A 13,467-nucleotide genomic window follows, 5' to 3' on the forward strand; every position below is an offset into this window, starting at 1 on the left:
TACGAAAAGTCGTCGAGCGAAGGTCAGGCGAGGCTAGAACGGGTGAGGAAGCGGAGTTTACGTGCTGTAAATGAGCATTCCGAACCCGTTTTTAACGAAGCATCACCGAGCGCAGGCACTTTTCGTACAGAGCCTAGTATCTCCGTGAGCATCCGTGCCACACCGACCTGCCACTCGGGCAAGCTCAGCGCAAAGGCCTTTTGCAGTTTCTGTGTATCGAGTCGTGAGTTGTTCGGCCGTTTGGCCGGGGTCGGATAGGCGCTGCTGGGGATCGCAGCAACCTGGTTGCCGTGCACTTTGAGATCGACACCTTCGGCAGCAGCCCGCTCCAGAACGAAGCGCGCATAGGCATGCCAGTTGGTCTCACCAGACGCAGCAAGGTGATACAGCCCACCCAACTGGGGCTGTTTCAGGGTCGAACGAATGAGATGTGCGCTGACATCTGCCAACAGTTCAGCCCCGGTCGGCGCGCCAAATTGGTCAGCAATCACGCTGAGGCTATCGCGCTCACGGGCAAGACGCAGCATGGTCTTGGCGAAGTTGTTGCCGCGCGCGGCGTATACCCAACTGGTGCGCAGGATCAAATGCAGGCAGCCACTTGCCTGGATTGCACGCTCGCCAGCCAGCTTGCTGGCACCATATTGGTTGAGGGGCGCAATAGCATCCGTTTCACACCAGGGGCGTTCACCATCACCGGCAAACACGTAGTCGGTGGAGTAATGGACTAGCAAACTACCCAACTGTTTGGCCTCGCGAGCCAACACAGCAACGGCTTCAGCATTCACCCGGAAGGCCAGGTCAGTATCGCTCTCGGCCTTATCAACGGCGGTGTAGGCGGCTGCATTGACGATCACATCCGGCGCGAAACACTGCACGGTCTCTGCCAGGCCGTCGAGGTCACACAGGTCTCCGCAGTAGTCGCTGCTTTTGGAGTCAAGCGCCAGCACGCTGCCCAATGGAGCCAGGCTACGTTGCAACTCCCAGCCAACCTGGCCGTTCCTACCTAGCAGCAATATGTTCATTCACTGCGCCCGCGGTAGTTGGTTTCCATCCATTGGCGGTAATCGCCAGACAGCACGTTGTTCACCCAGGTTTGGTTATCCAGATACCACTGCACTGTCTTGCGGATACCGGTTTCAAAGGTTTCGGCGGGTTTCCAGCCTAGTTCAGTGGCCAGTTTGGTCGCATCGATCGCATAGCGCCGGTCATGCCCGGGGCGATCGGTAACGTAGGCAATCTGCTGCTGATACGGCTGGCCATCGGCGCGCGGACGTAGCTCGTCCAGCAGGGCACACACAGTGCGCACGATTTCCAGGTTGGGCTTCTCGTTCCACCCACCCACGTTGTAGGTCTCGCCCAGCACGCCAGCTTCAAGCACTCGGCGGATGGCACTGCAGTGATCCTTGACGTAAAGCCAGTCGCGGATCTGCTGGCCGTCGCCATACACCGGCAAAGGCTTACCAGCCAGGGCGTTGACGATCATCAGCGGGATAAGCTTTTCCGGGAAATGATATGGCCCATAGTTGTTCGAGCAATTGGTGGTGAGCACCGGCAGCCCGTAGGTGTGATGGTAGGCACGCACCAAATGGTCGCTGGCCGCCTTGCTGGCCGAATACGGGCTGTTGGGCTCGTACTGATGTTGTTCGGTGAACGCTGGCTCGTCTTTGCCTAGAGATCCGTAGACTTCGTCGGTCGATACATGGAGGAAACGAAACGCCTGCTGCGCCTGCGGCTCGAGCGCGTTCCAATAGGCGCGCACCGCTTCAAGCAGGCGGAAGGTGCCGACAATGTTGGTCTCGATAAAATCTTCCGGGCCGTGGATGGATCGGTCGACATGAGACTCCGCAGCGAAATTGAGAATGGCCCGTGGCTGATGCTCAGCCAACAAACGTGCCATCAGGGCACTGTCACCAATATCACCCTGAACGAACAGATGCCTGGCATCCCCCTCCAGACTGGCGAGGTTTCCCAGGTTGCCGGCATAGGTCAGTTTATCCAGGTTGATCACCGGCTCATCGGACTGGGCCAGCCAATCGAGCACAAAATTGCTGCCAATGAAGCCGGCTCCGCCGGTTACAAGAATAGTCATGCGTCAGATTTTCCCGAGAATAGCCGCAGCGATCAGGCCAATATTGCCCAGCAGTGTTTGGCGGTAGATACCGCTGCGTTTTAGATGGATAAGGCGAGGGATAAGGCTCATACCACGGGCGTCAGCAAAGCGCTGAAGTATTTCCCGGTTTTCGGGTGTCAGCCTGTGTTCTAGCGTAAGTAACGCTGAGATGTTGCAGTCATTCCAGTGCTTGAAGCGCCCCTGAAACAGCATACGGATACGTTTTAAACGGGCTGCCCAGTTGGAGTTGGTGCCCACCAGGTTACCGCCATGCTGGCGATAGCGCAGTGTAGGCGTGCTGTCATAGAACACGCGACCGCCACAGCCCGTCACCACCATGTAAGCCCACCAGTCGTGGGTGATCACAGACTTGTTTTCACCAGCTTCGCGCAAGAGCTCTCGTGCGGCATTGTTGAACACCATGGTGTTGCCACCACCAATGTTCTGCATCAAGGCATTGGCGAAACCAGGGGCTTTGGTAAACAGCGGCGATACGCCGATTTCATTGTTCTCAGCATCAACCAGTCGGGTGCGTGAGCAATATAGTGCCGGTACATCGGCAGGCACGCTCTCCAGCCACTGGACAGCTCTTGCAAGCTTATCGGCTTTCCAGACATCGTCTTGGTCGGAATAGGCATAGAAATCTGCGTCGATGCTGGCGTTGCACGTTAGTGAAAGAAAATTGGCTGCAAAACCCTCGGCAGGCCCGAAGTGAATCGACAAACGGCCAACATCCCATCTGTTCTTGTAATCCTCCAGGATCGAGTGTGTATCGTCTTCTGATCCGTCATCAGAAGCCCACACCTCCCAGTTTTCATGCGTTTGGGCCGCAAAGGAATCCAGTTGCTCGGCGAGATAGTGCTGACCATGGTAGGTGCACAGCAGAATGGCAACTCGGGCAGTCGCCGCTGACTCCGACACCCTTGAAACAGGCACATTGCATTCAGGGTGCTTGGCGCTGGGGCAAGGCTCAGCTGTTTGACTATTGCGAAGGGAGGGGGATAGCACTTCAAGTTATTCCGTCAACATAACCTGCACTCAGAGGCTCCAACGCCCCACTACATACCGTCGACATCCGCATACAAAATGCCAACGAGATCACGTTGTTCCATTTTAACAACAAACGAAAGGGGGGGGGGGGGAAGGATTCACCCATATCCTGACTAAGGAAGTTCTGAAAGTAGCTGGGTATTTCGCGCCAACTTCAGTCCTTGTCGGTTTTGAAAGCGAGCAATCGATCAAAAACCAGCCAGATAGCCCACTCATTTCTCCTTTTTTGGCCGTCGCGAGCATCTCGCGGTGGCCATTTCCCGCATTACAGGCGCACCTCTCCTGCGGTGGCGATCAAATGTCGACGCGCCATCCACAAGTTCGACAGTGCGAACAGTGTCATCAGCTGCGCGGTGTTCTTGGCCAGGCCGCGGAAGCGTACCTTCACGTAACCGAACTGGCACTTGATCACCCGGAATGGGTGCTCGACCTTGGCCCGCACCTGCGCCTTGGCCTTTTCAATCTTGCGCTTGGCTTTGTAGAGCGGGCTGTTCTTGCCGAGTTTTCTGTAAGTGCTGCGACGCGCCGCGACCTGCCAGATCACTTCGCGGCCCGCATGTTCTGAGCGCTTTTCGACGCCGGTGTAACCGGCATCGGCGCAGACGACGTTCTCCACGCCATGCAGCAGTTTGTCGACCTGAGTAACGTCTGCAACATTGGCTGCCGTCCCGACCACGCTGTGCACCAGACCCGATTCCTCATCGACACCAATGTGAGCCTTCATGCCGAAGTAGTACTGGTTGCCCTTCTTAGTCTGGTGCATCTCCGGGTCGCGCTTGCCGTCCTTGTTCTTGGTCGAACTCGGTGCATGGATCAACGTAGCATCGACGATGGTGTCCTGACGCAGCGACAGACCGCGGTCACCGAGATAGCCATTGATGACGGCCAGGATGCCGGCAGCCAGTTCGTGTTTCTCAAGCAGACGGCGGAAGTTGAGGATGGTGGTTTCGTCGGGAATGCGCTCCAGGCTCAGCCCGGCGAACTGACGCAGGATGGTCGTCTCGTAGAGCGCTTCTTCCATGGCCGGGTCGCTGTAGCCGAACCAGTTCTGCATCAGATGGATACGTAACATGGCCATCAGCGGATAGGCTGGACGACCACCTTCACCCTTTGGGTAGTGTGGCTCGATCAGGGCAATCAATCCCTTCCACGGCACCACCTGATCCATCTCGATCAGGAACAATTCCTTACGGGTCTGCTTGCGCTTGCCGGCGTACTCGGCGTCGGCGAAGGTCATCTGCTTCATGGAAAAACTCGGCTGGCGGGATCGGCGTATTTCACCAGATTCGGGAAGTCTTTTTCAGACCTTCCCTAATGGGATGAATTGCTGACGCAACTCGGCTCACCTACAGCCACACATGTGGAGCTCGCTCCGCAGATTGACGAAGCCGGCCAACTGCTGCCTCCGACCCTGCCTTTGGAGCCCGCCGCCTTGTAAATCACCAGCCCTTCCCCACAACGCTCCACGAGAGCCTTCTTCAAGACGCTTCCGCTCCCGTTGAAATAGCAAGCCCGGATATTGGACTTGCTGGCACTGATGCCAACTGCCAAGAATTTAGGACCTAAAATCCTTCGCTCCTGCAGGCAAATACCCCTCCCACTCCTGAATCGGCCCAATCGCATTTACAGTTCTCTTCTCTACCGCTCAGCCCACATCTCGCAGAAATCCTCACGGATGTGAGGATTATGTTGCAGATCAGCACGAAGCATCTAAAATCCTCACGAACATGCGGAATTTAATCCTATGGCCTTGCACCAGCCATAAAACCGCTCATTCGTGAGGATTTATGAAATTCGACATTGAGTCCCCTGCCGACCTCGGCGAAATCATCCGCGCCAGCCGAAAGGCCATGGGCATGCGCCAGGACGATGCGGCGGGCAGCATCGGCGTAAGCGAAAACTTTCTCGGCAAGGTCGAGCGCGGCGGCGAGACCGTGCAATGGGGAAAACTCTTCCAGATCATTCAGGAACTGGGCCTGACCGTCTCGGTAGAGGTGCCGGAACCGTATGCCCAGGACACCCAAGCCACCCTCACCAAACGCCGCGAGCAGCAGGCGGCACCGTCCGCTAGGGCGCAAGTGAAGTCGCTCCAAGGTGAGCGCACATGACCCCGCGCACCCTGAACGTCTGGATCAACGACGCACTGGTGGGCTACATCCGAGAGCACAATGGGCTGTGGGCGTTCGGTTATGCTCCTGCGTGGCTGGCCAGCAACAGTGCCTTCCCGGTGTGCCCGGGATTACCCTTGCAACCCGAGGAACACCTCGACGGCGCCTCCTACCGTCCGGTGCAGTGGTATTTCGACAACCTCCTACCGGAAGAGGGGCAACGCGCCCTCCTCGCCAAGGCCTCGGCGGCCAACGTGGAAGATGCCTTTGCCCTGCTGCAGGTATACGGGGCTGAGTCCGCCGGCTCACTCACCTTGCTACCGCCCGATACCCGCCCCTCCAACGGCACCGAAAAACCTCTGCCCTACGAGGAACTGTCCCAGCGTATCCAGCATATGCCGCAGGTACCGCTGGCCTATCGCTCGGCGAAAAAGATGTCGCTGGCCGGGGCGCAACACAAGATGGCGGTCATCTACCGGGACGGTAGCTTGTTCGACCCGGAGGGCTCCACGCCCTCGACGCACATTCTGAAACCCGATCACCCAGACGGGGCCTGGGCCCACTCCGTCATCAACGAATGGTTCGTGATGACCCTGGCCAAGCGCGTCGACCTGGCCGTGCCCGAAGTGACGCGCCTGTATGTCCCGGAGCCGGTCTATCTGGTGGCGCGCTTTGACCGCACCCACGATGCCGGGCACTGGCAGCGCCAGCACTGCCTGGATACCTGCCAGTTGCTGGGGCTGTCACGGGAGTTCAAATACAGCGCCGGCAGTGTCACCAGGCTGGCCGAGGTGGCCGCGCTATGCGCCCCGGCGGCGGTAGCCCGCTTGGCCCTGTTCGAGTGGCTGGTGTTCAACGTGCTGGTCGGCAACGAAGATGCGCACCTGAAAAACCTCAGCTTCCTGACCTACGGCTCCAAAGTCCGCCTGGCGCCGTTCTACGACCTGCTGTGCATGTCGGTCTACGGCACCCGCGCGTTCGAAAAAGATGCCTGGCCGCAGGCGGCCACCCTGGCCTGGCCCATCGAGGGCGAAGCGCGTCTGAGCCAGGTCACCCCTGCCCTACTGCTGGCCGCCGCAGAGGTTATGGGCATCAAACCCGGCACAGCCCGCAAGGCGATCACTCGCCTGGTGATCCAAGTCTCGACACAGGCAAAGCAGTTGTTGGCAGAAGTGGAGCAGGAAAACAGCCTACTGGCCGCACAGCGCCCGGCACTGAAAGCGACACTGGCCGGAGAGATGCGTTTGCTGCGCGCCATCGTGAGCATCGTGATCGCGGAGATGACCCGCCAGCTCGGACCGATTGACGCGCGCTAGCCCCCTCAGCGCCATCGCCATCTGGGCCCGGGCCCAGGGGCCAATCTCACGCATCGCCCTCCTCGTCTGGCGCCTGGGCCTCCATACGCCGCCCGTAGAACTCAACCCAATCCACGTCGCCAAACTCCTTCTGCAGCAACCCCTTCAGATAGGCATGCCACCCCTGGAGAGCCTCTGCCTTTTCTTCAAAGTAGGCATAGCGGTCATAAATCGCATCCACCGAAAGGTCCTTGTGGTTAAGGATGCGACTCCGCACTTCCTTGCCCAGGCCGTGCTTGGACATGTGCGTGGTCGCCGTGCGTCGCAGGTCATGCACGGTTGGACGCGGATAGCCATCGGCAACGCGCAGCAGACTCTCTTCTTCGACCCGATCTGAATCCTTCACGTAGTCATCGTAGAAGCGGCGCATCGCGCGGTTGAGCGACGGTTGCGTCTGTGGTTTGGCAGGCCAACGCCCGGGAAAGACGTACTGCCCAGGACTGGGCAGCTTTTTACTGTTCGTCCAGTGCTCAGGGTCATTCGACATCACTTTTTGAACTTGCCGCTCGCGCAGATATTTCAGAATGCTTAGCACATCCTCGGACAGCGGAATAGCAATCGGGTTGTTGTTCTTCTCGAACTTGCCACTGCGATCCCAGATCAGGTCGTCGAGGTCAAAGTCGACCCAGCGCATGGCCACAACGCGCCCCGAGCGCTGCGCCAGCATCAGACTCAGCAGCAGAGCAAAGCGCGTATTGGTCGTCAGCGAGGCTCCGGCCAATTGGTGGAGAAACCACACCAACTCGTGCCGATTGAGGCTGCGCTCCCGTGGCGTTTCCTTGGCCACCCTCTTGATCTGCACCAGGGGTGTCGCAGCAAGGATCTCGCGCTCGACGCAGAAGTTGAACATTTTGCGGATCACAGCCAGCATGCGGTTGGCCTGCACCGGGGCCGTCTTGGCCTTGTGATCCAGCAGCGCCATGACCTGCTTGCGCGTGACATCACCGATCTTGGTACGCCCGAGATGAGGCACAAACTCAGTGCGCAGCATGCGCTCATCTTCACGCCACGATTTCTTGTTCTTTTCGGCCCATTCTAGGTAGCTGACAACAGCTTCTTCGAACGTCGGACTGGTGCGGTATTCGACCAACTCGACAATTTTCTTCTGCCCGGGATCGACCCCCTGCTTGAGCAGTTCAACGGCTTGCGCCGCCTTGGCGCGCGCCTCGGCGAGTGACAGATCGGGGTAAGTACCCAGGGTCAGGCGGCGCGGATGGTTATGAAAGCTGTATAGCAAGATGAAACTTTTACATGTCTTGCTGACCCGCACCCCGAAGGTGCCATGCCCAGGCATGGAAGGATCAAGGTATTCGGTACGCCCTTTGGCGGGGTCATATTTGAGCCGCTTGAGGGTATGTTCGTTCATGGCGACGCGCGTTTTCATACCGAAATCCTGACCGTTTCCTGGGTAGGGTTGGGGTAGGGATTATAGCGCTTGGGGTAGGGCTAGGGTAGGGTTTTGACTAAAAAACAAACAATGGTTATATTCAGCCTCGAAAGCCAGTAAATACGTTAAAACCCTTTAAATTTAAGAATTTACAACTCGTCAATGCTGTCAATTTTAATCAAACGACCTGTGAATAATAGGTCTTTATCACTGACTTGTAATCAGTAGGTCCCGGGTTCGACTCCTGGTGCCGGCACCACGAATACCAAGGCTCGCAGCGATGCGGGCCTTTTTTGTTTCATCAGCACAAGCGCAACAGCGCTGGCGACCAACCACTATCCCCGTGGCGGGCCATGCCTGTACCCGCCTTTAGCCAAACAGGCCAGCTCCCAACACGAGCGGTAGCAGCATGGCGATGAGAAGGCCCATCAGGCTCATGCCCAGTGCCGCGAACGCACCGCATTCCTCGCCCTCCTCCAGCGCTCTCGCCGTACCGATCGCATGGCCATTGATGCCATAGCTCAGCCCGCGGGCCACTGGATCGCCGATGCCGCCGAGTCGAAACAGCCAAGGCCCCATTGCCGTGCCGATGACACCGGTAAGCATCACCAGCACCGCCGTCAGCGACGCGATGCCACCGGCCTGCTCGGCGACAAGCATGGCGATCGGCATGGTCGCGGACTTCGGCGCGAGGCTCATGAGTACCGGCAGCTCCGCACCCATCAGGTGAGCTATCAGCAATGTGAGAATGACCGTCAGGCTGCCGCCGACGGCGAGCGTGACCACGATCGGCCAGAACAGCTGCCGGATGCGACCGAGGTTTCGGTACAACGGAACGGCTAGCGCGACGGTAGCTGGTCCGAGCAGGAAGGCGATGGGACTGGCGCTTTCACGGTAGTTCGCATACTCGATTTCAGCGACCCACAGCACGCCGGCGACCAGCGCCGTAGCGAGCATGACGGGCTGAAGCAGCAACCAACCGCTGCGCCGGTATAACAAGAGGGCCAATTGGAAGGCGAAGAGGGTCAGCAAGATGGCTGACAGTGGATGGTCGATCAGTAACCTCATGGTCCCGTTTGCTGTGGTCATGGCCGGCGCTCCCCGCGTGATTCCGCTCGATTGATCATTCTCTGCATCAACCAGCCACACAGCGGTACCGTTACCAGCAGAGACAGGACCAATGCCGTGGCGATGATGGGGAGGTCGTCGAGCAGCAGGTCGCCGCTGTCGATGATGCCGACCGCAGGCACCACCAGCAGCAAGGGCAGGTACTGCAGCAAGCCGCTCGCGGCGGTATCGATCGGCTGGCTGATCTCACCTCGGGCCATAAGCCATCCGAGCAGCAACAGCATCCCGAGGATAGGACCCGGCAGCATAGGAACGGCCAACAGTCCCACGGCCGTACCCAGCCACTGGACAAAGAACAGCACCGTCAAACCCTTGAGCATCGTCGACTCCCGTTTGGCGCTTGATGATCCGACACCATCGGCAGGGCCGGCGCTGGCGGGGCCGGGGCCGGGGCCTATCAAGCGAAACTGCTGACTATGCCGACCTCCCTGAGGGATGAACAGGCTCAGCTGCCATCGACACTGGCAGATCAGTTGCAGCGATGAGCACGCCTCACATGCACCGATACGCAGCAATACGAAGGCTGCGATCAGCTTACCTGCCATCCAAAGCAATGAGCGTCGACGCCACGCTCGCTAACTAACTAGCTGGCCTAATTGAACTACGACCACTCATCGGCTATTCAGCGCAAGCTGTGAACACAAGCGTTCGCTTGAACTCCGAATAAGTGAGGCGGCTGACTATGCTGAATCAAACCAACGTTATATCAGCGGCCAATGATTAACTAACCCTAGCAGGAGATACATCCATGGCTACTAAAAAAGATGGCAGCATGAGTGTAAGCGAAGCGGGTCGTAAGGGCGGTGAAGCAACTGCTTCCACGCATGACAAAGAGTTCTATCAGGAAATTGGTTCGAAAGGCGGCCAGAACAGCGGCGGGAACTTCGCCAACGATCCTGAGCGTGCGGCCGAAGCTGGACGTAAAGGTGGCCAGAACAGCGGCGGCAATTTTGCCAACGACCGCGAAAAAGCCTCCGAGGCAGGCCGCAAGGGCGGCCAGAACAGCCATGGCGGTGGCCGCAACTCGTAATGCCGGTAGTTGCCGCGGGTGGGCTCCATCCGCGGCAACAATTCTCGCGCCAACCTTAGCTAGATTCTTCGAAAGCTCACGCCATATTCCGTTCCCGTAGTTTCAGCAGCACTACCTCCTCCCAATTCCATTCGGCATCAAAAACCGTATCGGCCTGACGCATTTATCTTGGCAGCGTACTTCCCTAGCCATTTGGCTTTAACTTGAAATAACAGCTGAATTGCTTAGTTGCGTCATCCTAGTGTATTGCTGCGGCAGCCCGAGTCACGATCGAACAGAATCTTCTTCCGCTTACATTTCCTTTACACCTCCTTCACCCGCTTCTGACGTTCCATGGCGTACAGTTCGGATCAGGCTGAGGACGTTGTCGATGCTGTATGGTCGATAGTGCTGGTTCTGCTGCGTTTCGTCTTCAGCTCTGGCAGAACCGTCTCGCCTCGTTGCGCCGCAGGCGAGCTTCAGTCACATCTGAATGTGAGGAAATCATGCCCCTTCGCAAAACCTTTGTTTCCATTACGGCAGGCGTGGCCCTCCTGAGCCAAGCCCTGCTCGCTCATGCGGAGCTACCCGACTTCACGCCCTTGGTAAAAGAAGCCTCGCCCGCGGTAGTTAATATCAGCACCACGCAGAAAGTCCCGCAACGAGGCAGCCCGTCCGGAATGCCGGACCTGGAAGGCTTGCCGCCAGCGCTTCGTGAGTTCTTCGAACATGGCGTACCGGGGATGCCAGGCTTTCCCGGAATGCCCGGCTCGCCGCAAGGACCGGATCGTCAGCGAGAAGCCCAGTCTCTCGGCTCTGGCTTCATCATTTCCGAGGACGGGTATGTGCTGACCAATAACCATGTGGTCGCCAACGCCGAAGAAATCATCGTTCGGCTGCCTGACCGTAGCGAATTGGAAGCCAAACTGATCGGTGCCGATCCACGCACCGATGTGGCTCTGCTAAAGATCGAAGCAGATGACCTGCCTACGGTAAAGCTTGGCAACTCGAAAGACCTTGAGGCCGGTGAATGGGTCGTCGCGATCGGATCTCCCTTCGGCTTCGATCATACGGTGACCGCTGGCATCGTCAGCGCAACGGGACGTAGCTTGCCGAACGAGAACTACGTGCCCTTCATCCAGACCGACGTGGCCATTAATCCAGGCAATTCCGGCGGCCCGCTGTTCAACCTGGACGGCGAGGTGGTGGGAATCAACTCGCAAATCTTCACGCGTTCGGGCGGCTTCATGGGCCTCTCGTTTGCCATACCGATTGATGTCGCAATGGACGTGGCGAATCAGCTGCGTACCGAAGGCAAGGTCAGTCGCGGCTGGCTGGGCGTGGTCATCCAGGAGGTCAACAAGGACCTGGCCGAGTCCTTTGGCCTTGAGCGTCCTGCCGGCGCACTGGTAGCCCAGGTGATGGAAAACAGCCCCGCGCAAAAAGGCGGACTGAAAGTTGGCGACGTCATTATCAACATGAACGGCGAACCGATCCTGACGTCCGGTGATCTGCCTCATCTGGTCGGCGTGTTGAAGCCAGGTAGCAAGGCTAACCTCGAGGTGATTCGTGATGGCGAGCGGCGCAATGTGACCATCACCATCGGCACGCTACCGGGCGACGACGAGCTCATGGCCGCAAGCGGCAACCCTGACACGCAGCAGAGCAGCAATCGGCTCGGCGTGACGGTCGCTGAATTGACGGACGAGCAGAAGAAGGCGATGGAGCTTGAGCAAGGCGTCGTGATCAATGAGGTTCGCAACGGTCCAGCAGCCCGCATCGGTCTGCGGCGCGGCGATGTCATCACGCACCTCAATAACAGGGCTATTGATTCGGTTAAGACCTTCCAGGAGGTCGCCGAGGATCTGCCGAAGAACCGCTCCGTATCGATGCGAGTGTTGCGTCAGGGACGGGCGAGCTTCATAACCTTCGAGCTTTCGCAGTAACTTTCACGCTCATGCCGCCCGGCGTATCTCCGGGCGGCATTCTCTCCGCCGCGCTGCGCTTCATGTCGTCCAAACCAAACGACGCCAGGGCTTCCAGCCCTTCACCGATAAGCGCACAAAACATCAGCTATCGGTAGTCCGGTCTGTCGCGATCACATCCGACTGAGCGGCCACTGGCTCAGGCGGTTCGATACCCCAACCACCGAATTCATACCAGTCATCCCCAAACATCTCCATAGGATGCATGGTTCTGTCCGCACCGTTCCCGCAAGCCAGAGATTCAGCCGGACAATAACGATCACAGCCCCAGCAAATGCGCTCTGGATGCTTGGGGAGTAAAGGGAATTTCTTTGCCATCGGACGGTGCCTCCTGAGCGAGCAACCGCAGTCAGGCTAGCGAAGAGGAACGGGACCAGAATTGATCGGACTCAAGAAAACCGGACAAAGCTCGGTCATTCTCGAGCGCGCCATCTTCAGTGATGGCCTACTCCATTAGCGCAACTTCCAAAGTCCCACGGCCAAGGCGCCAATAATCGTCGTGAATGCGACCAAGCCCCACTGAGCCATCGATAGCCCGAGAAGAGGCTCCAGTACATCACCGCACATTCCGGTAGCTTGGAATACGGTAGGCCACCACTCGGCTAGCGGACTGGCATCGGTTAACAATTGCATACGGTCGATGCCGCAACTAGCGCCAGGATGCGATTGCACATAGACCAGCCTGGCGGCCACAGCCAAGCCTGAGCCGGCAAGAATTAGACTTGCCCAGCCAGCAACTCGATTAGCACTACGGTTGCTGGTAACCGAGCCAACCAAAGCTACAAGGGCAATCACTAGAAATATATAACGCTGAATGATGCAAAGTGGGCACGGATACTGCCCCATCAGTTCCTGTATCGCAACCGCTCCCAGCACGAGCGTGAAGCAAACCAGGCTCAATAAAAAAAGCAAAAAACGATCCGATGTGTATATCACTATATTCCCCTCATTATGGAACCCACTTAAGCAGCAGAATAAGGGAGAAAATAGCCAAGTGCGACAAGCGCAGCGATGGGAGAGTGCGATCAATTGTTGATCGGCCAGCAAATGACGAGAAGAATGCTCGCTGCCGAACCGAACCACAGAACGGCAGGCTTGATGCGTACCGCGGATAGAGATTACCTGTTCCCTCGGCGTCTTGGACATGCTCGCTGGCGATGCAGTTGAAGCCAGCGCCACAGGCGCTCAGGTTACCATCGCGCAAAGACAAACGCCCCGACCGATAGGCCGAGGCGTTTGGGATAGGAGCTTGACGATGACCTACTCTCACATGGGGAGACCCCACACTACCATCGGCGATGCGTCGTTTCACTTCTGAGTTCGGGATGGGATCAG

General features: G+C 57.9%; 13 protein-coding genes and 1 rRNA gene. 4 read left to right on the top strand and 10 right to left on the bottom strand.

Features of this window, described 5'->3' with window-relative positions; translation table 11 throughout:
- Positions 1 to 23 precede the first annotated feature (23 nt).
- From rfbD to D7325_RS08365, 4 genes are all read right to left on the bottom strand, one after another.
- Entirely contained in the window at positions 24 to 1,022 is a 999-nt protein-coding gene (rfbD, locus tag D7325_RS08350) for a dTDP-4-dehydrorhamnose reductase (protein WP_120995088.1), read from the bottom strand.
- Complete coding sequence (gene rfbB, locus D7325_RS08355) at positions 1,019 to 2,089, bottom strand: dTDP-glucose 4,6-dehydratase (RefSeq protein WP_120995089.1); 1,071 nt, start codon at positions 2,087 to 2,089, stop codon at positions 1,019 to 1,021. Before rfbB ends, rfbD begins: the two co-directional genes overlap by 4 nt.
- 3 nt (positions 2,090 to 2,092) lie before the next feature.
- Positions 2,093 to 3,118 (bottom strand): glycosyltransferase family 2 protein, encoded by a 1,026-nt coding sequence (locus tag D7325_RS08360; RefSeq protein WP_245962050.1) that lies wholly within the window; start codon positions 3,116 to 3,118, stop codon positions 2,093 to 2,095.
- Between the two features lie 307 nt (positions 3,119 to 3,425).
- Entirely contained in the window at positions 3,426 to 4,406 is a 981-nt protein-coding gene (locus tag D7325_RS08365) for an IS5 family transposase (protein WP_120995090.1), read from the bottom strand.
- Positions 4,407 to 4,947: 541 nt separating this feature from the next.
- On the opposite strand from D7325_RS08365, the gene D7325_RS08370 reads away from it, so the two are divergent.
- Together D7325_RS08370 and D7325_RS08375 are read left to right on the top strand one after the other, a co-directional pair.
- Positions 4,948 to 5,268 (top strand): helix-turn-helix domain-containing protein, encoded by a 321-nt coding sequence (locus D7325_RS08370; protein ID WP_044727333.1) that lies wholly within the window; start codon positions 4,948 to 4,950, stop codon positions 5,266 to 5,268.
- Positions 5,265 to 6,584: a HipA domain-containing protein gene (locus D7325_RS08375; RefSeq protein ID WP_120995091.1), complete on the top strand. Its 1,320-nt coding sequence runs from the start codon at positions 5,265 to 5,267 to the stop codon at positions 6,582 to 6,584. Before D7325_RS08370 ends, D7325_RS08375 begins: the two co-directional genes overlap by 4 nt.
- 46 nt (positions 6,585 to 6,630) lie before the next feature.
- Here D7325_RS08375 and D7325_RS08380 read toward each other — a convergent pair whose 3' ends face one another.
- The 3 genes from D7325_RS08380 to D7325_RS08395 all read right to left on the bottom strand — a co-directional run bounded on the left by D7325_RS08380 (position 6,631) and on the right by D7325_RS08395 (position 9,458).
- Entirely contained in the window at positions 6,631 to 8,007 is a 1,377-nt protein-coding gene (locus D7325_RS08380; protein ID WP_120995092.1) for a tyrosine-type recombinase/integrase, read from the bottom strand.
- Positions 8,008 to 8,379: 372 nt separating this feature from the next.
- Complete coding sequence (locus tag D7325_RS08390) at positions 8,380 to 9,078, bottom strand: LrgB family protein (RefSeq protein WP_120995093.1); 699 nt, start codon at positions 9,076 to 9,078, stop codon at positions 8,380 to 8,382.
- A 17-nt stretch (positions 9,079 to 9,095) separates the two neighbouring features.
- On the bottom strand, positions 9,096 to 9,458 hold the full coding sequence (locus tag D7325_RS08395; protein ID WP_120995094.1) for a CidA/LrgA family protein: 363 nt from the start codon (positions 9,456 to 9,458) through the stop codon (positions 9,096 to 9,098).
- A 428-nt stretch (positions 9,459 to 9,886) separates the two neighbouring features.
- Here D7325_RS08395 and D7325_RS08400 point away from each other — a divergent pair, with 428 nt between their 5' ends.
- Positions 9,887 to 10,168, top strand: coding sequence for a con-10 family general stress protein (locus D7325_RS08400; RefSeq protein ID WP_120995095.1), 282 nt, complete (start codon positions 9,887 to 9,889; stop codon positions 10,166 to 10,168).
- A 485-nt stretch (positions 10,169 to 10,653) separates the two neighbouring features.
- Positions 10,654 to 12,093, top strand: a complete 1,440-nt coding sequence (locus D7325_RS08405) for a DegQ family serine endoprotease (RefSeq protein WP_120995096.1) — start codon at positions 10,654 to 10,656, stop codon at positions 12,091 to 12,093.
- A gap of 123 nt (positions 12,094 to 12,216) precedes the next feature.
- On the opposite strand, the gene D7325_RS08410 is transcribed toward D7325_RS08405, so the two are convergent.
- From D7325_RS08410 to rrf, 3 genes are all read right to left on the bottom strand, one after another.
- Entirely contained in the window at positions 12,217 to 12,450 is a 234-nt protein-coding gene (locus tag D7325_RS08410; RefSeq protein ID WP_120995097.1) for a DUF3079 domain-containing protein, read from the bottom strand.
- Positions 12,451 to 12,585: 135 nt separating this feature from the next.
- A complete protein-coding gene (locus tag D7325_RS19430) occupies positions 12,586 to 13,278 on the bottom strand; it encodes a disulfide bond formation protein B (RefSeq protein WP_120995098.1) in 693 nt (230 codons plus the stop codon).
- A gap of 101 nt (positions 13,279 to 13,379) precedes the next feature.
- Positions 13,380 to 13,467, bottom strand: a 5S ribosomal RNA gene (gene rrf, locus D7325_RS08420); the annotation flags it as partial.

This window comes from Stutzerimonas urumqiensis (assembly GCF_003640395.1).
In the GTDB taxonomy this organism is placed as follows: domain Bacteria; phylum Pseudomonadota; class Gammaproteobacteria; order Pseudomonadales; family Pseudomonadaceae; genus Stutzerimonas; species Stutzerimonas urumqiensis.